Here is a 19522-nt window from a genome sequence, read left to right as displayed (position 1 = left end):
CAAAAAAGCCAGAAATTCCTGAAATTTCTGGCTTTTATACAGATAAAATACTATTTCAATAATTCTGAAACAGGTTCAAAGACAATTTTCTCAATGTCCGAAAGGTAAATGGACAATTGTTGCTGTTTGGCAAAGAAATCTGACAAAAGAGCGTTCTCTTGGATTTGCTTACTGAAAGACTGCATCTTTTCTTGGAAAGAGGCGTCTGGCATTTGTCCCGTTTGCGCCATGACTTGGATTTCTTGTTGGAAAGCAAGGTAGTCTGCAAAAATCTTGCTAGCTTGTTCATCAGCTTGGATGGCATCTTTTGCTACCTTGACCGCCTTGTATTCTGGTAATTCGCGTAACCCGCGGCTAAGTTCATTTGCACTATCGTAAATATTTGACATGATTTTCTCCTTATTTGATGACGACTGTATAGTCCGTATTTTCTGTAATTAAGCGTTCAGCTCGTTCTAAATCTTGAGCATTTTTAAAGGAAATTTGGAGAATACCGTGAACATCTTCACGGTTTTCTTCGTTGATGTGGATATTAACCAAAGAAGTCCCACGTAGCAATTCCAAAATTCGCAAGATGACATCTTCTTCATCGGGAACATCGACATAGAGGTCGTAAGAGCTATCCACACCACCACGCTTATGTATTTCCATGGCCTGACGTTGCGCACGCGCTTGGTTGAAAAAGTTCCAGATTTGCTCTTCATCTCCCCTGCTGATGGCCTGACCAATCGCTTCCAAGCGTTCCTTGAAATCCTCAATCCGCTCTAGGATGGTCTCGCGATTGGACAAAAGAATAGAAGTCCACATACCTGGTTCACTCTCTGCAATTCGAGTCATATCTCGAAAACCACCCGCCGCAAAGCGCCTTGTCATCTCATGTTCTTGAGCATAGACAGCTGTTTGCTCCATGAGACCTGATGCCAAGATATGGGGAAAATGGCTAATCTGTGAAGTCACTCGATCATGCTCCTTGGCATCAATCTCGATAAAACGAGCATGAAGGCCTGAAAGCAGATCCTTCATTTCCTCAAGTGTGTCAGGACTTGTCAGGCTCGATGGTGTGAAGATATAATAGGCATTTTCAAAAAGATTAACATCCGCAGAGGCAGCTCCTGTCTTGTGGCTACCAGCCATAGGATGAGCCCCGACAAAGCGAATAGACTTGCCAGTCAAATACTGCTCTGCTGCATCCACAATAGCTGACTTGGTTGAGCCTGCATCCGAGATAATGACGCCTTCTTTCAAGTTCAAACCTGCCAACTCCTGAATAAAAGCAATGGTCTGCTTGATCGGCAAGGTCAGAATGATGACATCTGCCAGAGGAGCAAAACTGGCAAAATCATCCGTCGCACGGTCAATCATACCTTCTTTCAAGGCAATATCTCTAGAAGCCTGACTGCGATTGTAACCTAGAATTTCGTAATTGGGATGATCGCGCTTGATACCAAGCGCCATCGAGGCACCAATCAAACCGAGTCCTGCGATATAGATGGTTTTTGCCATAAGAACTCCTTAATAATTCTTTGTATAGTCTCGGTGGTTGGCAACTGCCTCTTTTAATTCTTCAAGATTATCTGAGGAGAATTTTTCAAGGATTTCTTGTGCCAGAACCGTTGCCACAACAGCTTCCATGACCACTCCTGCAGCTGGAAGAGCGGTCGGATCACTTCTCTCCACGGTTGCCTTATAGGGTTCATGCGTCTCGATATCCACACTCATAAGAGGTTTATAAAGAGTGGGAATGGGTTTCATAACACCACGAACAACAATCGGTTGCCCATTGGTCATGCCACCTTCGAAACCACCCAGATTATTGGTACGACGAGTATAGCCATCTTCTTTAGACCAGAGAATTTCGTCCATAACTTGGCTTCCTTTGCGGTAACCAGCTTCAAAGCCAAGACCAAATTCCACCCCTTTAAAGGCATTGATAGAAACCACTGCCTGAGCCAATCGCGCATCCAATTTTCTATCCCATTGGACATAGGAACCGAGACCAACTGGAACACCTCCGACGACTGTCTCCACAACCCCACCAATGGTATCACCGTCACGCTTGATTTGGTCAATATAGTCCTTAATTTCCTGTTCCCGCTCTTGGTTGACAATAGAAACTTCTGACTGAGCAGCTCGTTCCTTAATCTCAGCGACTGTTAGATTTTCAGGTACATCGATTTCCTTACCACCAAAGACCACAACATGGTTGGCGATTTCCATATCCAGCTCAGCTAAGAGACGTTTGGCTACTGCCCCAACTGCCACTCGCATGGTTGTTTCACGAGCTGATGAACGCTCCAAGGAATTTCGCAAATCATCAAAACGGTACTTGATGCCCCCTACCAAGTCGGCATGACCTGGACGTGGATGGGTGATTTTCCGCTTGCTTTTAAGCCGGTCTTCAATATCCTCAGCAGACATGATATCCAGCCATTTCTGGTGGTCCTTATTGATGACATCCATGGTAATAGGAGCCCCTGTCGTCTTCCCGTGGCGAACGCCCGATGTAAAGACAACTTGGTCGCTCTCAATCTTCATACGACCACCACGACCATAGCCACCCTGACGGCGTTTAAGGTCGTCATTGATATCCTCAGCTGTCAAAGGAAGTCCAGCTGGAATTCCTTCAATGATAGCTGTCAGACGGGGGCCATGTGATTCTCCTGCAGTTAAATATCTCATACGTTCTCCTTATTTTACCAAGTAGTCTTTCATCTCTTCCAGAGAAACTGGGTGAATGGCCGCTGAGCCAAGCTCTGGTACCAATACCAATTTCAAGGTGTTGCCACGCGCTTTCTTGTCATGAGTCAAAGCCTGATAAAGCTTGCCTACATCCCAGTTTTCGTACTCAACAGGCAAACCAAACTTCTGGCACATATCTTTGATAGATTGGGTCATTCCTTCTGGTATGAGGCCTTTTTTCTCAGCAACCTTGGAAATCTGCACCATGCCCATGGCTACAGCTTCACCATGCATGACTTTGCCATAACCGGCCGTTGCTTCAATAGCATGGCCAATGGTGTGTCCAAAATTGAGGTAGAGCCGAACACCATTGTCCAACTCATCCTCAACCACCATCTTGCGCTTCACCTGACAAGAGTGCTCGATCAAGGTCTCTGCATGTTCCAGTATACTCTCCACAGAACCATCCAGTTCCGTTAAGAGAGCCCACAGTTCTGGATCCTCAATCAAGCCATACTTGATAACCTCACCCATCCCTTCTATCAACTCCCTTTTCCCGAGTGTTTCAAGGACAAGCGGGTCAATCAGAACCCCATCTGGTTGGGCAAAGGTACCCACCATATTCTTAGCAAATGGAGTGTTAACACCCGTCTTTCCACCGATAGAAGAATCAACCTGAGCTGTCAAACTAGTCGGAATCTGAACAAAGTGAATGCCCCGCATATAGGTAGAGGCTACGAAACCAGCTAGGTCCCCAACGACACCACCGCCAAGAGCCACAATCCCATCGCTACGAGTCAGACCTTGCTTGACTAAAAATTCATAGACCTTCTGAACAGTTGTTAAATTTTTTCGTTCTTCGCCTTCTAAAAAATCAAAAACAGCTACCTGAAAACCAGCATCTTCTAGGCTGAGTTTAACCTTCTCTGCATAGAGAGAGGCTACATGGTTGTCGGTTACAATGACCACTTTTTGAGGTTGCCAGAGTTCTCGCAACCATTGACCAGCCTGAGCCAGACAACCTTTTTCAATCTGAATATCATAAGGATGATGCGGAATATCGATTCTGATTTTCATAGTAGGGTCTCCTTTTCATTATTGGTATTTTTCTGTTAAGGACTGCCAAATCTCTTCTGTCGGCATTTCTTTACCTGTCCACAATTGAAAAGCTTCAGCAGCTTGATAGAACAACATCCCCAGGCCGTTGACAGCTGGATTGCCCTGACTTCTAGCCCATTTCAAAAACGGCGTCTCAAAGGGTTGGTAAATGATATCTGCAACCAAGAGAGTCTTTGGCAAATTGATGCTTTCTGGAACTGGGGACGACTGACCGTCCATTCCCACACTAGTCGCATTGACGAGCAGGTCTGACTCAGCAATCCTTGATTGCAGTTCAGAAAGATCTTCTAAATCATACAAGTTCACTTTAAAACCTGTTTGCTCCTGCAACTTGTCTAGATAAGGTCTTGTTTTTTCCATAGAAGCTGAACGCACAAAGATAGAAATCTGACTGACGCCATCCAAAATAGCCTGTGCCAAGATTGATTTGGCCGCACCACCTGCCCCCAGAATGGTCATTTTCTTATCCGAGATTGTAAAAGAAGGCAAGCTCTTAAAGAATCCCTTGCCATCTGTATTATATCCAATTAACGTTCCGTCTTGATTGACAACTGTGTTGACCGCCCCAATCAAACGAGCTTCATCACTCAACTCATCCAGATAAGGAATCACTTGCTCCTTGTAAGGCATAGACAGGTTGATTCCAAACATCTGGTAACGGCGAATATTGGCGACTGTTTCTGCCAAGTCACCCGCTTCAATCTCCCAAGCCACATAGGCACCATTGGTAGCTGTCGCCTCAAAGGCTCTATTGTGGATGAAGGGTGAAATAGAGTGTTTGATGGGTTTTGCAACAACAGCTGCCATACGTGTATAGCCATCAAGCTTCATCCAAAATCTCCCTGATTTTCTTCATGTTTGATAGCGAAATCTGACCTGGGGCACTCGCTTCATCCAGACTAGCAAATGACCAACTTGAACCTGTCACATCTGAAGTGATACGAGATACCTTGCCCATTTTCCCCATGGAAATGGTTACATACTCTTGCTCAGGGTTGAGTGTCTTAAATCCTCGTGTGTAGTTCATCAGATCTAAAACATCCTGCTCCGTATGGGCCATAACTGATACCTTGACCACTTTGGGAGAGAGACTGGTTAACTCAGACAAAATCTCCATCATGTTTTCAGGTGTCTCCTGGAAATTATGATAGCTCAATACGAGATTTGGAAAATCCAACATTTCCTCAAAAACGTCTTTGTAGCTGAAATACTCAAAATCTACATAATCCGGCTGATAGAGCTGAGTAACTTCCTTGATGATTTGAACATACTCTCCTGAGGAAAGTTCGATTTCTCCTCCCTCAGTGCGAGTCCGAAGGGTAAAGACAAGTTCGCGTCCTGCAAATTTCTCAAAGATAGCGGGTGCTACCTGTAAAATAGCGTCCTTTGTAAGAAAGTCCGCACGCCACTCAATGATATCGGCATCTTCATACCTAGTGGCATCCAGTTCTTGCGCTTCTTCTAAACTTTTTGGCATTACTGAAACGATTAATTTCATCTACTAACCTTCATACTAATCACCTTGAGGTAATTACTGCTTTCATCTTTTTTATTATAGGCAAAGTCTGCTGGAAGACCATATTTTTTTAAGATCTGATATTTTCTTCCTGCAAAACCTTTATCAATTTGTTCTGTAAATTTCTGGCGGGAAACATTTGCAGCATTGGTACTTGCAATGATAATGCCTCCCGGATTTAAAATCTCTAGACCCTGGGAAATCAACTTGTGATAGTCCTTAGCTACAGAGAAAGTTTGTTTTTTATTTCGGGCAAAGCTCGGCGGATCAAGAACAATCACATCATAGGTCAAGCTTTTTCGCTTGGCATACTTGAAGTACTCAAAGACATCCATAACGATAAAACGGTGATTGTCCGTGCTGAGTCCATTTGCCTGAAAATGAGCTTCTGACAGCTCTCTAGACCGTTTGGCCAAGTCGACAGAAGTCGTCTCACTGGCACCTCCCATAGCTGCAGCAACTGAAAAGGCAGCCGTATAGGAAAACATATTGAGTAAGGTTTTGCCCATGGCTAGACCGTCAACCAGACTCCCACGAACCTCATGCTGGTCTAGGAAAATCCCTGTCATCAAGCCATCATTCATAAAGACCTGATAGAGCACGCCGTTCTCAAGAACAGTAAAGTAATCTGGCGCTTCCTCACCATAAACATAGGCAGACTCGTAGTCTAGACCTTTAAAACGAATCTTTTCATAAGCCCCCAAGACCTCAGGAAAAACCTCCTTAAAAGCCTTTACTATCAGCTCACGAATCTGGTAAACAAAGGAGTTGTACCAAGAAAAGACCACATAATCTCCATAGAGATCAACAGTCAGACCACCAAAACCATCCCCCTCTTGGTTAAAAAGGCGAAAGGCAGTAGTCAAGTCATCTTGATAATAAGGCTTTCTAGCTTCCTTGGCCTTACGAAACAGAATTTCAAAAAAGACTTGATTGAAACGAACCTTTTCCTTGCTGATGAACCAACCGATTCCCTTGTTCTGCTGGGAAAGATAGGCGCTCCCTAAAAACTTTCCGTCTTGACTAAGAACTTCTACTGCCTGATCCGTCAGTTCAATATCTGTTAAATCACTCGCTTCCAAAAGAACTAGACCCTTAGCTAGCTTTTTTTCAACACGTCTGCTGACCCTAATTCTATTCATAGCTACTATTATAGCAAATTTTGTGACAATTCTCAAAAAAGAAACCGTTTAACCATATGTACTTTAGTTTACTGAGTGTCATTTTTGTTCAAATAAGTTTATTCAATCTACATTTTCGCCAAGATATCCTCTCCCTTGTAGTGGAAGGAGAGTTTCCACGCGCTAAAAATAGACAAATTCAGAAATGAGTATAGAATCTTGCGCAAACGTTTGGCTAGTTCTAAACTTTATGGTAGAATAAAACACAACATTGATAAGCAAGAGGAAAAACAATGCAAAATCAGACACTTATGCAATACTTTGAATGGTATCTGCCTCATGACGGCCAGCACTGGGCTCGTCTAACAAATGACGCAGAGCACCTAGCAAACCTTGGTATCAGCCATGTCTGGATGCCACCAGCCTTCAAGGCAACCAACGAAAAAGATGTAGGCTATGGTGTTTACGATCTTTTTGACCTAGGTGAATTTCACCAAAAAGGGACTGTCCGTACCAAGTATGGGTTTAAAGAAGACTATCTTCAAGCCATTCAAACCCTAAAGGCACAAGGAATTCAACCTATGGCCGATGTGGTGCTCAATCACAAGGCTGCTGCCGATCATATGGAAGCCTTTCAGGTTATTGAAGTAGACCCTGAGGATCGTACCGTTCAACTAAGCGAGCCCTTTACTATCAATGGCTGGACTCACTTTACTTTCGATGGTCGCCAAAACACCTACAATGACTTCCACTGGCACTGGTACCACTTTACAGGTACGGACTACGATGCAAAGCGCCGTAAGTCTGGCATTTACCTGATCCAGGGGGACAATAAAGGTTGGGCAAATGAGGAATTGGTCGATAACGAAAACGGTAACTACGACTACCTCATGTATGCCGACCTAGACTTTAAGCATCCTGAAGTCATCCAAAACATCTATGACTGGGCTGACTGGTTCATGGAAACGACCGGTGTAGCTGGTTTCCGCTTGGATGCCGTTAAGCACATCGACTCCTTCTTTATGGGCAATTTCATCCGTGATATGAAGGAAAAATACGGCGAAGATTTCTATGTTTTCGGAGAATTTTGGAACCCTGACAAGGAAGCTAACCTAGACTATCTCGAGAAAACAGAAGAACGTTTTGACCTTGTCGATGTTCGTCTCCACCAGAACCTCTTTGAAGCTAGTCAGGCTGGAGCAAGCTTCGACCTTCGTAACATTTTCACAGATAGCTTGGTCGAACTCAAGCCTGACAAGGCTGTCACTTTCGTTGACAACCATGATACTCAACGAGGACAGGCCCTTGAATCAACCGTCGAAGAATGGTTTAAGCCAGCAGCTTATGCCCTTATTCTATTACGCCAAGATGGACTTCCATGTGTCTTTTATGGAGACTATTACGGCATTTCAGGGCAATTTGCTCAACAAGATTTCAGAGAAGTTCTTGACCTTCTCCTAGCCATTCGAAAAGACTTGGCCTATGGAGAGCAAACAGACTACTTTGATGATGCCAACTGTATTGGATGGGTCCGTTCAGGCGCTGAACATCAATCCCCAATCGTAGTCTTGATTTCAAATGACCAAGAAAACAGCAAGGCTATGTTTGTCGGGCAAGAATGGGCTGACCAAACCTTTGTTGATCTCCTTGAAAATCACCCAGCACAAGTTACAATCAATGCTGAAGGTTATGGAGAATTTCCAGTAGCAGCGGGTTCAATCAGTGTCTGGGCAGCAAAATAAACCTATCAGGTACAAGCCAAATCCAACCGGATTTGGCTTTTTTGTATGCACAAAAAGACCTACCCAAATGGATAGATCTTTATTGTCTTATAATTTACCTGCTACTGCATCCAAGAGTTCTTGGATTTTCGCTTGATTGCTTCCTCCTGCCATGGCCATGTCTGGTTTACCACCACCACGTCCATCGACGATTGGAGCCAATTCTTTGACAAGGTTTCCTGCATGCACATCTTTAGTCTTGCTTGCTACGAGGACATTGACTTTGTCACCAATAGCGGCAACTAGGACAAGCACATCAGAGTAGTCTTTTTGTTTCCAGTTATCCGCAAAGGTACGAAGGGCACCTGCATCTGATACAGAAACTTGGCTTGCAATGTAACGGTGACCGTTTGCTTCTTGAACATTCTTGAAGACATCACCTGCGGCTGCGGCTGCGGCTTTTTCCTTCAATTCTGCATTTTCTTTTTGTAATTGACGGAGTTGCTCTTGAAGACCTTCAACCTTGTGAGGAACTTCCTTGAGTTGAGGTGCTTTCAAGGTTGCTGCAACAGCTTTAAGAGCGTCTTCTTGTTCACGGTAAGCTTCAAAGGCTTCCTTACCAGTCACTGCCAAGATACGGCGAGTTCCTGAACCGATTCCTTCTTCTTTGACAATCTTGAAGAGACCAATCTCAGAAGTGTTGCCAACGTGGGTACCACCACAAAGTTCCACTGAGTAGTCACCAATTGTAACAACACGAACTTCCTTACCGTATTTCTCACCAAAGAGGGCCATAGCTCCCATTTCTTTAGCCGTGTCAATATCTGTCTCAACAGTTTCTACTGCAATTGCTTCCCAGATTTTCTCATTGACTTGCTGTTCAATAGCACGCAATTCTTCTGGAGTCACGGCTTGGAAGTGAGTGAAGTCAAAGCGAAGGAATTCGACTTCGTTCAGAGATCCTGCTTGTGTCGCATGGTGGCCAAGGATATTGTGAAGAGCCGCATGGAGCAAGTGAGTAGCTGTGTGGTTCTTCATAACACGGTGACGACGATTGGTATCAATTGCCAAGGTGTATTCTTGGTTCAAAGCAAGTGGTGCAAGAACTTCAACAGTATGAAGAGCTTGTCCATTTGGTGCTTTTTGCACGTCCGTTACAGTCGCTACGACATTTCCTTTAGAATCCAAGATTTGACCGTGGTCAGCTACTTGTCCACCCATTTCAGCGTAGAATGGAGTCTCTGTAAAGATGAGAGAGGCAGTTCCTTCTGAAACAGCTTCTACTTCAGCGTTTTCAGCTACGATAGCGACCAACTTAGAAGGCAATTGACTAGCATTGTAGTTGAAGACACTTTCTACAGTGATGTTTTGAAGGGTTTCATTTTGCATGCCCATTGAGCCACCTTTGACAGCTGACGCACGCGCACGCTCTTGTTGCTCTTTCATGGCTGCTTCAAAACCTTCACGGTCTACAGTCATCCCAGCTTCTTCAGCGATTTCTTCTGTCAACTCAACTGGGAATCCGTATGTATCATAGAGTTTGAAGACATCTTGCCCCGCAATAACGTTTTGACCTTTGGCTTTCAGGTCAGCTACTATTGTTTCTGCAAAGTGTTGACCTGAATGAAGGGTACGGGCAAATGACTCTTCTTCGCTCTTCACGATTTTTTCGATAAAGTCACGTTTTTCAAGCACTTCTGGGTAGTAGCTTTCCATGATTTTTCCAACAGTTGGAACGAGTTTGTAAAGGAAAGGCTCGTTGATACCCAATTTTTGACCGTGCATAGAAGCACGACGGAGCAAACGACGAAGAACATAACCACGACCTTCGTTTCCTGGAAGGGCACCATCACCGATGGCAAATGAAAGAGAACGAATATGGTCCGCAATGACCTTAAAGCTCATGTTATCGCCATCTTGGTCGTAGACCCTACCAGACAATTTCTCAACTTCACGAATGATTGGCATGAAGAGGTCTGTTTCAAAGTTGGTCTTAGCCCCTTGGATAACGGCCACCAAACGCTCCAAACCAGCGCCCGTATCAATGTTCTTGTGCGGCAATTCCTTGTACTCACTACGAGGTACAGCAGGGTCTGCGTTAAATTGTGACAAAACGATGTTCCAGATTTCGATGTAACGGTCGTTTTCGATATCCTCTGCAAGCAGGCGAATACCGATGTTTTCTGGATCAAATGCTTCTCCACGGTCAAAGAAAATCTCTGTATCTGGTCCAGAAGGTCCCGCACCGATTTCCCAGAAATTATCCTCGATTGGGATCAAGTGGCTTGGGTCCACTCCTACTTCAATCCAGCGGTTGTAAGAATCTTTATCATCTGGATAGTAGGTCATGTAGAGTTTTTCAGCTGGAAAATCAAACCATTCTGGGCTTGTCAAAAGCTCATAAGCCCATGTGATGGCTTCGTCACGGAAGTAATCCCCGATAGAGAAGTTCCCTAACATTTCAAACATAGTATGGTGACGCGCAGTCTTCCCTACGTTTTCAATATCGTTAGTACGAATCGCTTTTTGGGCATTGGTAATACGTGGATTTTCAGGGATAATGGTTCCGTCAAAGTATTTCTTAAGGGTTGCTACCCCAGAGTTGATCCACAAAAGAGTTGGGTCATTTACAGGAACCAAGCTGACTGATGGTTCTACAGAGTGTCCTTTGCTTGCCCAGAAATCAAGCCACATTTGGCGAACTTGAGCACTAGATAGTTGTTTCATAATATCTCCTTATTACTTGTTTAATTTGATTGGCTTTCCAGCATCTCCACATAGTCAATCGCGACACAAAGGGAAATGACCAGATCTGCATAAGAGTCTTCATAGACGGTTACGGTGTAAGTTGAGGTCAAATGGAAAATCTCTTTCCGAATCTCGGCGACAAGCTGATCACGGTCATCCAGCAATTTGAAATTTAAATCCCAAATATTGCCCTCGATACGAAGCCCTAAATCATCAAACTCATACTTATCTCGCCAGAAGGTCAACTTCTTACGAATGACGAAATTGGAACCGTTTCGTAGCTGAATAGTAAAGCGAGGAAGCAAGGTGAAAAATTCTTTACTGATTTCACTGACCTGCTCACCATAGGCGTCATAGATGGTAAAGGTCTTAGGAATTTGGAAGAAAGATCCCTCCACTTGATAGTTCACTACTCCTCTGTCATCCTTGATATCAAAACGTTCGCCCCCAAGACGAAACTTTTGTTTCACGAGAAATGTCTTCATAAACACCTCCAAAAATCAAAAGACAAGCTCATATCACGAAGGGCGAAAAACCGCGGTACCACCTTCATTCAATGAACTTGTCATTCTCTTATTCTTATGCAATTGTCTGATTGAGTAGCATGACTTCCTACCTTAGATGGCTCGCAGCACCGCCATTTCTCTGGGCTAAGATGACAGAAAATCAATTCTCAACTTTCTTATTATATCGTTTTTTGGGTTCTGCGTCAACTGGAAAAGCTGACAAGAAAGCATATCTCCTACTTCCGATACATTTTAAACTGTAGGAAGAGGTCGCTATATTTTCCTGTCCATTTATGGTCAAACTTCTCATAAACTTCTAGGTGTTTCATGGTATCAGCGTCTGGATAGAAGGATTTGTCTTCCTTGGTCTCCTCTGGGAGCATTTCCTTGGCTGGTAGGTTTGGGGTTGAATAGCCCACATACTCCGCATTTTTCAGAGCATTTTCGGGTTTCAACATAAAGTTGATAAAGGCATAGGCGGCATCTTGATTTTTCACGGTTTTTGGAATGACCATGTTATCAAACCAGAGATTGCTGGCCTCAGTCGGAACGACATACTTGAGGTTAGGATTTTTCTCTAACATCTGGCTGGCTTCCCCAGAGAAAGTCACACCGATAGCAGCGTTGTTCTGAATCATGTAACCCTTCATCTCGTCTGCCACAATGGCCTTGATATTTGGAGTCAATTTGTAGAGCTTATCCACTGTCTCTTCCAGCTGCTGAGGATCCTTGGAGTTGAGACTGTAACCAAGTGAGTTAAGCCCGAGTCCCAGCACCTCACGCGCCCCATCAAAGAGCATGATGGAATCCTTGTATTCTGGTTTCCAGAGGTCATCCCAATGCTCAGGCGCCTCATCTATCATGGTTTCATTGTAAACAATTCCCAAGGTTCCCCAGAAGTACGGGATGGAGAATTTATTGCCCGGGTCAAAAGACTGGTTGAGGAACTCAGGTCCGATATTTTCGATTCCTTCAATTTTTGAATAATCAAGAGGAACCAAGAGGTCTTCGTCCTTCATCTTATTAATCATGTACTCACTCGGGATGGCAATATCATAGGTCGTTCCACCCTGCTTGATCTTGGTATACATGGCTTCGTTGGAGTCAAAGGTCTCGTACTGGACTTGGATTCCTGTTTCTTCTGTGAATTGCTCCAAGAGTTCTGGATCGATATAGTCACCCCAGTTGTAGATAACCAGTTTTTGACTATCTCGGCTGTTGATTTTACTATCTAAATGAGTCGCAATCCCCCACAAGACAAGGATTATCGCTACAATTCCTGCTAAAAATGAATAGAGTTTTTTCATGCTTGCTCCTCCTTCTCACGTGAGATAAAGTAATAACCTACAACTAGGATAATACTAAAGAGAAAGACAAGGGCAGACAGGGCATTGATTTCTAGAGAAATCCCCTTACGAGCACGAGAGTAAATCTCAACTGATAGGGTCGAAAAGCCATTCCCTGTGACAAAGAAGGTCACGGCAAAATCATCCAGCGAATAGGTGAAGGCCATGAAATAACCTGCAATGATAGACGGAGTCAAATAAGGAAGCATGATTTCCTTAAACATCTGAAACTGGCTGGCTCCCAAGTCATAGGCCGCATGAATCATATCAGCATTCATTTCCTTGAGACGAGGCAAGACCATCAAGACCACGATTGGGATGGAGAAGGCCACGTGACTAGATAGAACTGTCAAAAATCCAAGTGAAAACTTAAGCTGGGTAAAAAGAATCAAGAAACTGGCACCAATCATAACGTCTGGCGCAACCATGAGGATATTATTAAGAGATAGAAAGGCCTCTTGGTATTTCTTACGAGACTGATAGATATAAATAGCACCGAAAGTCCCAATAATGGTCGCGATCAAGGCTGATAGAAAGGCCAAGAAAAAGGTTTGAGTGAGGATCAACATGAGACGACCATCACCAAACATGGTTTGAAAATGGCTCAAGCTAAAACCAGTAAAGCTGTTCATATCATCACCAGCATTAAAGGCATAGCCAATCAAGTAAAAGATTGGTAAATATAGGATGATAAAGACAAAAGCTAGGTAGAGATTGGCAAATTTTTTCATCGTTCTCTCCTTTCCTTGGTCACCCACATAGTGAGAAACATGGTCAGGATGAGGATCACACCGATGGTAGAACCCATTCCATAGTTGTCATTTGTCAGGAAGTTCTGCTCAATAGCCGTTCCCAGTGTGATAACGCGGTTCCCTCCAATCAAACGTGTCAGCATGAAGAGACTCAAGCTGGGGATAAAGACCGACTGAACCCCACTTCTCACTCCATTCATTGATAGAGGGAAGATAACGTGGCGGAAAGTTTCCCACTTGGTCGCACCGAGATCATAGCTGGCATTGATGAGATTGTTATCCATATCATCCAAGACATTGAAAATCGGCAAAATCATAAAGGGAAGCTCGATGTAGCTTGCGACAAAGATAAAGGAGAAATCCGTAAAGAGCAACTGTTGCGAACCGATTCCGATGAATTCCAAGAATTGGTTAATGGAGCCATTCTGACCAAAAATTCCGATAAAGGCATAGGCCTTAAGGAGTAGGTTGATCCAAGTCGGCAGGATAATCAGCATGAGCCAGAGTTGACGGTGCTTGAGACGAGTCAAAAAGAGGGCTGTTGGATAGCTGATGAGAAGCGTCACCAAGGTGACAATCCCCGCATAGAGCACAGAGTTGAAGCTCATTTTAAGATAGGTCAAGTTTTGTGACGCAAAGTAGGATTTATAGTTTTCTAAACTAAACTGCCCTTCAATGTTGAAAAAGGATTGACCGAAAATCAAGACCAAGGGTGCGAGAACAAAAAGGGCAATCCAAAGCATATAGGGCACTACAAAGAGCTTAGAGGTTGTTTTCTTCATCTCTTTCCTCCTCAATAGCGTTAATCAGACCTGCTTCTTGCTCTTCGATTTCTACGTATTCTTCGATACGAGCATCGAACTCTTCTTCGGTTTCGTTGAGACGCATGATGTGGATATCTTCTGGTTCAAAGTCCAGACCGATTTCCTCACCCACAATGGCCTTACGAGTCGAGTGGATCATCCATTCATTTCCGAGTTCGTCATAGGCGATAATCTCGTAGTGAACCCCACGGAAAAGCTGAGTATCCACCTTAACTTGGAGCTTGCCTTCTTCAGGAAGAGTGATGCGCAAGTCCTCTGGACGAATGACAACCTCGACAGGCTCGTTTGGCTTCATCCCTCCATCGACCGCTTCGAAGCGTTTGCCGTTAAACTCGACCAAGTAGTCCTCAATCATGGTTCCTGGCAAGATGTTGGACTCACCGATAAAGGTGGCAACAAAGTGGTTGATCGGCTCGTCGTAGATGTCCACAGGTGTTCCTGACTGAACAATCTCACCATCGTTCATAACGAAAATCCAGTCACTCATAGCGAGAGCTTCTTCCTGATCATGAGTAACAAAGACAAAGGTAATTCCCAATCGTTGTTGCAATTCACGCAGTTCGTACTGCATGTCTGTCCGCAATTTCAAGTCCAGCGCTGACAAAGGCTCATCCAACAAGACCACACGGGGCTGGTTGATAATGGCACGGGCAATGGCCACACGCTGACGTTGTCCTCCAGAGAGTTTACGGATGGAACGTTTCTCATAACCTTCCAACTGAACCATCTTGAGAACTTCCGCAACACGTTGTTCGATTTCTTTCTTGTCGACTTTACGCAAGCGGAGTGGAAAGGCAACATTTTCAAACACATTCATATGTGGAAACAAGGCATAGGATTGGAAGACGGTATGGACATCTCGTTTATTAGTTGGGATGTCATTGATCCGCACCCCATCCAGTAAAATATCCCCTGTCGTCGCATCCAGTAAACCTGCAATGATGTTTAGAATGGTTGATTTTCCTGAACCAGATGCACCCAAAAGAGTGTAAAATTTCCCTTCTTCCAACTCAAAATTGATGTCTTTGAGAACCTTGGTGTTGCTGTCTTCAAAAACTTTAGAGACGTTTTTGAATTCAATAATTGGTTTTTTCAATTGTCATAAATTCCTTCTTTTTCATAAATTAACAGATCAGGGCTCTGTCAGGCCGCTACCACCTCGTGTAGGAGATTAAACTGCCTACATACATCTTCACTAACGATAGGCTTTCACCCCCTTTAAATGGTTATAGCAGCAACTTTTCTACCCCAACCTTATTCTTTCTCACCCAAGATTCGGACTTCTCTTTCAAGAGTGACACCTGAGTGTTCCTTGACTTTTTCAATAACAGATTGGATCAAGTCTTCATAGTCTTTGGCCGTTCCGTCAGCAACATTGATCATAAAACCGGCATGCTTTTCAGATACTTCCACACCACCGATTCGATAGCCCTTCAGGCCAGCTTCTGAAATCAGCTGTCCTGCAAAATGCCCAACTGGACGCTTAAAGACTGACCCACATGATGGGTATTCTAGAGGTTGTTTGAGTTCACGTAGGTGCGTCAAGCGGTCCATTTCTTGCTTGATAACCTGATGATTCCCTGGAGCTAGGGCAAATTTAGCTGACAAAACAACAGCCCCAGAATCCTGAATAGCTGAATGGCGGTAACCAAAAGCCAAGTCCTTGGCAGATAAGGTCTCGATTTCCCCTTCCTTGGTCAAAATTTGACAAGACTGCAAGATATGAGCAATCTCTCCTCCATAGGCACCCGCATTCATAAAGACAGCTCCACCGATGCTTCCAGGAATCCCACAAGCAAACTCAAAACCAGTCAAACTATGACGGAGAGCAATACGTGTCGTTTCGATCAAGTTGGCTCCTGCTTCTGCTTCGATGGTATAGCCATCAACCGAAACGTTATTGAGCTTATCGCACAAGATGACAAAACCACGGATTCCACCTTCACGAACAATGATATTGCTGGCATTTCCTAGCACCATCCAAGGAATATTTTCTTGATTGGCAAATTGAACAACACGCGCCATCTCATAGCGATTGCGCGGTAAAACTAGGTAATCTGCTCGACCTCCAACCTTGGTATAGGTATAGGTCTTCAAAGGTTCCTTAAAACGAATATCGATTCCTTCTAGGATTTCAAGCATTTTTTCTTTTACTGACATGTCACTCTTCCTTTTTCAAAATTCATTCCATTATACCATTTTTAGAGACATTTGACGACCATAAAAAGAGCTTGTTTTATCATTACATAAAAAAAGAGGTGAACCTCTTTTTATGATGATTTTTTCAAAAATGTAGATTTTGTTAGCCAGACAAAGGCCAGTACTTCTACAAGAAGAATGCCCTCCACTACAAGTGGATTTGCAATCCATCCTACCTGAGATAAAGCTGGAGCCAAGTCAAACAAGGCATGCAAACCATAGGCAGCAAGGAGGTAGATCCATTTCTTTTGACGAACACTTTGATAGACCCAGATAGAGAGACCAATTTGCAGAACCAAGGCAAGCACACGCTCAACTCCTAGTAAATAAACCTGCCAAACCGATAGAGACTGGACCGTTTCGAGTGTAGACTTTGGAAGGAGATTGGCTACATCAGTATTTGAAGACTGAATGAGTGAAAAGAGAATCAACAAACTGATCAAGCTTCCCATTCCGAGATAGAGCATCTCCAAGCCCCCATGTCCCAAACCATAAGCCAAAGCATCTCGATCTTCTAGCTTTCTCTTTTTCTCCAACCATTTAAAAAAGACAAGGCGGGCAGTTTCCTCAAAGAGGGCCGCCATGGCGATTCCATAAAGGACGTATAAGAAAGGCTGCTCCTGCATGAGCGGAATGGTTCCATCCTTTTGCGGATGGAGTACCAGAAGGTGAACCATCTTTTCTAACACTTGAGAAGAAACAAAAAATGCGATTGCCCCCAAGCCCATCACTGCAAGAGAGATTTTAAACCGTTTTTTGGCATACCAAGTTCCGCTTACTAGAATGAGAACTAAAGCGATCATGGTGAGGATAATATGTACTGTCATCTTTTTCTCCTATTCTGACTTATCAATATCTTTCTTCATCTCGTCAACATTAAATTTAGCAAATAAATACTGGCGATCTTGGACTGGAAAACGTTGGTCCAACTGGTCTACTGCCCCAACCTCGATCATTCCTTCTTTGATAACGAAGTCCATCACGTGTCCACCAAAAGTCAAATCATCTGAGATAAAATGCAAATGGTAGCCTGCAACACTCACTCCATGGAAAATTTCCGGTGTCCAAAACCCAACAATAGTTCCCGATACATTTTCACGGCTATATTCAGGTTGGTGAGTCGCGACATCAGCAAACTTGGTATCAGGTGTGGATTTGGGAATCATCCGCACGTGCATTTGTGAAAATTCGCCATGAATCTTGATGGAACGAAAAAGATTTTCCCCATCATAGTAGGACTCAATTCGCTTTTCCAATTCCTTGTCAGTCATCTCAAAGCGCTGACGAAAAATCACTTCTGCCTGATGAGGAACCACTGCTGCATAGGGAATAAGGGCATCCGCTGCCACTTCAACGATTTCAGGCGTTTGACCAGACCCCTTGGCTTGATAAGCCTTGCCATCAAGGACGATCAATTCCCCGTCAATCGAATCCAAAGTCCCCAAACCAAGGTCACCATGTTCCAGCAATTCTCCTACTGTCATGGTTCCACCATAGAGACCTGCCATTAGGGCACCTAGAGTATTGTATTGAAATAATTTTACCGGTTCCTGCACTTTTCTATCCATTCTCTTTCTTATCTTCTTTTCAATGAATCATCATACTTTCTAAGTATACCACATTTGCTCCTAGTTGTGAAAGGGAGAAATGCTTTTCCCATTGCAAAGGAGACAAAAAAAAGGTACAATGTAACAAAATCAACGGAGGTCTGGAATGAAGAAAGAAAGTAAATACCAAGCAGTCGTTTCCTTTCTCAAAAAAGGTATCGAATCAGGAAAATTTCCAACAGGTAGCCGGCTTCCCTCCATCCGTCAATTGAGCCAAGACTTCAGCTGTAGCAAGGACACTGTCCAACGAGCCCTGCTAGAATTACGCCATGAACAATACCTCTATGCCAAGCCCCAAAGTGGCTACTATGTTTTGGAACAAGGACAGCACCAAGACTTGGAAATCGAAGTCACCGACGAACATGCCAGTACCTATGACGACTTCCGACTCTGTGTCAACGAAACCCTGATAGGCCGAGAAAACTACCTCTTCAACTACTATGACAACCAAGAAGGCCTTGAGGAACTCAGACAATCTGTCCATCAACTCCTCTTTGACCAAGCCCTCTACTGTAAACCCGACCAACTGGTTCTGACATCTGGCACCCAGCAAGCTCTCTTTATCCTTTCTCAGATCAACTTTCCAAGCGAGGGAGAAGAGATTTTGGTTGAACAGCCGACTTACCACCGAATGAATCGCCTCTTGGTCGCTCAAGGATTAGCCTACCAGACCATTGAACGCCGAATTGATGGCATTAACCTTGAAGAACTGGAAGAACAGTTTAAATCTGGAAAAATCAAGTTTTTCTATACCATTCCTCGCTTCCACTATCCTCTTGGCCATTCCTATTCTGATCAGGAAAAAAGGGCTATTCTGGATCTAGCAAACCAATATGGTGTATACATCGTCGAGGATGACTATTTAGGGGATCTAGATCCTAGAAAGGGCCAAACCTTCCACTATCTGGATACTGAAGATCGGGTCATTTATATCAAGTCCTTCTCAACAAGTCTCTTTCCAGCCCTTCGTATTACCGCTCTCATTCTCCCAAATGCCCTAAAAGAGGCCTTCGTTTCCTACAAAAATATCCTGGACTATGACAGCAATCTCATCATGCAAAAGGCTCTTTCTCTTTACATCGATAGCCAGTTATTCGAAAAAAACCGACTGGCCCGCCTTACCCTTCAAGAGAACTATCAGGCTCAGATAAAGAAAGTGCTTAAAGAAAACATCTGTCCCTTGCCCCACTATCCTCTACACGATGGTCTTCTCCTTGATTTGAGACACTATCCTAAGATTGCCAGTTTGAAACACAGCTCACTCAAACTAGACTTTTTTGAGAAGGCTTATTTGGATGCCTGCCCTTATCAGTTCGCCAAAGTCACTCTTGAAAATCTAGAAGAGCTATTAGAATACATAAAAACAGAGTTGGATTAAAGTCCA

At 43.8% G+C, this 19522-nt stretch carries 18 protein-coding genes; 2 read left to right on the top strand and 16 right to left on the bottom strand.

Translation table 11 applies throughout. The features are described 5' to 3' along the window. Positions 1 to 50: 50 nt before the first annotated feature. The 7 genes from B7714_RS04535 to B7714_RS04505 are packed head-to-tail and all read right to left on the bottom strand — an operon-like array spanning position 51 to position 6456. Entirely contained in the window at positions 51 to 389 is a 339-nt protein-coding gene (locus B7714_RS04535) for a YlbF/YmcA family competence regulator (RefSeq protein WP_044020548.1), read from the bottom strand. Positions 390 to 399: 10 nt separating this feature from the next. Further along, positions 400 to 1503: a prephenate dehydrogenase gene (locus B7714_RS04530; RefSeq protein ID WP_084859762.1), complete on the bottom strand. Its 1104-nt coding sequence runs from the start codon at positions 1501 to 1503 to the stop codon at positions 400 to 402. A 9-nt stretch (positions 1504 to 1512) separates the two neighbouring features. Then, entirely contained in the window at positions 1513 to 2679 is a 1167-nt protein-coding gene (gene aroC / locus B7714_RS04525) for a chorismate synthase (protein ID WP_084859761.1), read from the bottom strand. A gap of 9 nt (positions 2680 to 2688) precedes the next feature. Beyond that, complete coding sequence (aroB, locus tag B7714_RS04520) at positions 2689 to 3756, bottom strand: 3-dehydroquinate synthase (RefSeq protein ID WP_084859760.1); 1068 nt, start codon at positions 3754 to 3756, stop codon at positions 2689 to 2691. A gap of 18 nt (positions 3757 to 3774) precedes the next feature. Further along, positions 3775 to 4629: a shikimate dehydrogenase gene (locus tag B7714_RS04515; protein ID WP_084859759.1), complete on the bottom strand. Its 855-nt coding sequence runs from the start codon at positions 4627 to 4629 to the stop codon at positions 3775 to 3777. After that, on the bottom strand, positions 4619 to 5296 hold the full coding sequence (gene aroD, locus B7714_RS04510) for a type I 3-dehydroquinate dehydratase (protein ID WP_084859758.1): 678 nt from the start codon (positions 5294 to 5296) through the stop codon (positions 4619 to 4621). Before aroD ends, B7714_RS04515 begins: the two co-directional genes overlap by 11 nt. Then, the gene (locus B7714_RS04505; RefSeq protein ID WP_162284803.1) at positions 5293 to 6456 is read right to left on the bottom strand and encodes a class I SAM-dependent rRNA methyltransferase; all 1164 of its coding nucleotides are present in this window, start codon (positions 6454 to 6456) and stop codon (positions 5293 to 5295) included. The genes aroD and B7714_RS04505 overlap by 4 nt, the downstream gene beginning before the upstream one ends. Before the next feature lie 272 nt (positions 6457 to 6728). On the opposite strand from B7714_RS04505, the gene B7714_RS04500 reads away from it, so the two are divergent. Next, on the top strand, positions 6729 to 8177 hold the full coding sequence (locus B7714_RS04500) for an alpha-amylase (protein WP_084859757.1): 1449 nt from the start codon (positions 6729 to 6731) through the stop codon (positions 8175 to 8177). Positions 8178 to 8264: 87 nt separating this feature from the next. Here the strand turns inward: B7714_RS04500 and alaS are convergent, their stop codons facing one another. The 9 genes from alaS to budA all read right to left on the bottom strand — a co-directional run bounded on the left by alaS (position 8265) and on the right by budA (position 18099). After that, a complete protein-coding gene (alaS, locus tag B7714_RS04495; protein WP_084859756.1) occupies positions 8265 to 10883 on the bottom strand; it encodes an alanine--tRNA ligase in 2619 nt (872 codons plus the stop codon). A gap of 20 nt (positions 10884 to 10903) precedes the next feature. Continuing rightward, positions 10904 to 11389, bottom strand: coding sequence for an LURP-one-related/scramblase family protein (locus tag B7714_RS04490; protein WP_061420712.1), 486 nt, complete (start codon positions 11387 to 11389; stop codon positions 10904 to 10906). Positions 11390 to 11646: 257 nt separating this feature from the next. Continuing rightward, positions 11647 to 12717, bottom strand: coding sequence for an ABC transporter substrate-binding protein (locus B7714_RS04485; protein WP_084859755.1), 1071 nt, complete (start codon positions 12715 to 12717; stop codon positions 11647 to 11649). Continuing rightward, entirely contained in the window at positions 12714 to 13487 is a 774-nt protein-coding gene (locus B7714_RS04480; protein WP_000712721.1) for an ABC transporter permease, read from the bottom strand. Before B7714_RS04480 ends, B7714_RS04485 begins: the two co-directional genes overlap by 4 nt. After that, a complete protein-coding gene (locus B7714_RS04475; RefSeq protein ID WP_000754115.1) occupies positions 13484 to 14290 on the bottom strand; it encodes an ABC transporter permease in 807 nt (268 codons plus the stop codon). Before B7714_RS04475 ends, B7714_RS04480 begins: the two co-directional genes overlap by 4 nt. Continuing rightward, entirely contained in the window at positions 14271 to 15428 is a 1158-nt protein-coding gene (locus B7714_RS04470; RefSeq protein WP_000742905.1) for an ABC transporter ATP-binding protein, read from the bottom strand. The genes B7714_RS04475 and B7714_RS04470 overlap by 20 nt, the downstream gene beginning before the upstream one ends. 158 nt (positions 15429 to 15586) lie before the next feature. Then, a complete protein-coding gene (gene murB / locus B7714_RS04465; RefSeq protein WP_000111590.1) occupies positions 15587 to 16492 on the bottom strand; it encodes a UDP-N-acetylmuramate dehydrogenase in 906 nt (301 codons plus the stop codon). Between the two features lie 110 nt (positions 16493 to 16602). After that, positions 16603 to 17358: a YhfC family intramembrane metalloprotease gene (locus B7714_RS04460; RefSeq protein ID WP_084859754.1), complete on the bottom strand. Its 756-nt coding sequence runs from the start codon at positions 17356 to 17358 to the stop codon at positions 16603 to 16605. A gap of 9 nt (positions 17359 to 17367) precedes the next feature. After that, entirely contained in the window at positions 17368 to 18099 is a 732-nt protein-coding gene (gene budA / locus B7714_RS04455) for an acetolactate decarboxylase (RefSeq protein ID WP_000375405.1), read from the bottom strand. Positions 18100 to 18244: 145 nt separating this feature from the next. Here budA and B7714_RS04450 point away from each other — a divergent pair, with 145 nt between their 5' ends. Next, positions 18245 to 19516, top strand: a complete 1272-nt coding sequence (locus tag B7714_RS04450; protein WP_084859753.1) for an aminotransferase-like domain-containing protein — start codon at positions 18245 to 18247, stop codon at positions 19514 to 19516. Positions 19517 to 19522 lie beyond the last annotated feature (6 nt).

The sequence above is a fragment of the Streptococcus oralis subsp. oralis genome (assembly GCF_002096595.1).
GTDB lineage: Bacteria > Bacillota > Bacilli > Lactobacillales > Streptococcaceae > Streptococcus > Streptococcus oralis_D.
The sequence above is the reverse complement of the archived record's forward strand: the minus strand, read 5'-3'. Positions and strand labels throughout refer to the sequence as shown.

What these genes read in the sequence shown, in the direction of transcription:
- aroB (WP_084859760.1), bottom strand. Translation starts at nt 3,756, where the DNA reads ATGAAAATCAGAATCGATATTCCGCATCATCCTTATGATATTCAGATT.
- B7714_RS04475 (WP_000754115.1), bottom strand. Translation starts at nt 14,290, where the DNA reads ATGAAGAAAACAACCTCTAAGCTCTTTGTAGTGCCCTATATGCTTTGG.
- B7714_RS04485 (WP_084859755.1), bottom strand. Translation starts at nt 12,717, where the DNA reads ATGAAAAAACTCTATTCATTTTTAGCAGGAATTGTAGCGATAATCCTT.
- B7714_RS04450 (WP_084859753.1), top strand. Translation starts at nt 18,245, where the DNA reads ATGAAGAAAGAAAGTAAATACCAAGCAGTCGTTTCCTTTCTCAAAAAA.
- B7714_RS04515 (WP_084859759.1), bottom strand. Translation starts at nt 4,629, where the DNA reads ATGAAGCTTGATGGCTATACACGTATGGCAGCTGTTGTTGCAAAACCC.
- alaS (WP_084859756.1), bottom strand. Translation starts at nt 10,883, where the DNA reads ATGAAACAACTATCTAGTGCTCAAGTTCGCCAAATGTGGCTTGATTTC.
- B7714_RS04480 (WP_000712721.1), bottom strand. Translation starts at nt 13,487, where the DNA reads ATGAAAAAATTTGCCAATCTCTACCTAGCTTTTGTCTTTATCATCCTA.
- B7714_RS04490 (WP_061420712.1), bottom strand. Translation starts at nt 11,389, where the DNA reads ATGAAGACATTTCTCGTGAAACAAAAGTTTCGTCTTGGGGGCGAACGT.
- murB (WP_000111590.1), bottom strand. Translation starts at nt 16,492, where the DNA reads ATGTCAGTAAAAGAAAAAATGCTTGAAATCCTAGAAGGAATCGATATT.
- B7714_RS04505 (WP_162284803.1), bottom strand. Translation starts at nt 6,456, where the DNA reads ATGAATAGAATTAGGGTCAGCAGACGTGTTGAAAAAAAGCTAGCTAAG.
- B7714_RS04530 (WP_084859762.1), bottom strand. Translation starts at nt 1,503, where the DNA reads ATGGCAAAAACCATCTATATCGCAGGACTCGGTTTGATTGGTGCCTCG.
- aroC (WP_084859761.1), bottom strand. Translation starts at nt 2,679, where the DNA reads ATGAGATATTTAACTGCAGGAGAATCACATGGCCCCCGTCTGACAGCT.
- B7714_RS04460 (WP_084859754.1), bottom strand. Translation starts at nt 17,358, where the DNA reads ATGACAGTACATATTATCCTCACCATGATCGCTTTAGTTCTCATTCTA.
- budA (WP_000375405.1), bottom strand. Translation starts at nt 18,099, where the DNA reads ATGGATAGAAAAGTGCAGGAACCGGTAAAATTATTTCAATACAATACT.
- aroD (WP_084859758.1), bottom strand. Translation starts at nt 5,296, where the DNA reads ATGAAATTAATCGTTTCAGTAATGCCAAAAAGTTTAGAAGAAGCGCAA.
- B7714_RS04500 (WP_084859757.1), top strand. Translation starts at nt 6,729, where the DNA reads ATGCAAAATCAGACACTTATGCAATACTTTGAATGGTATCTGCCTCAT.
- B7714_RS04535 (WP_044020548.1), bottom strand. Translation starts at nt 389, where the DNA reads ATGTCAAATATTTACGATAGTGCAAATGAACTTAGCCGCGGGTTACGC.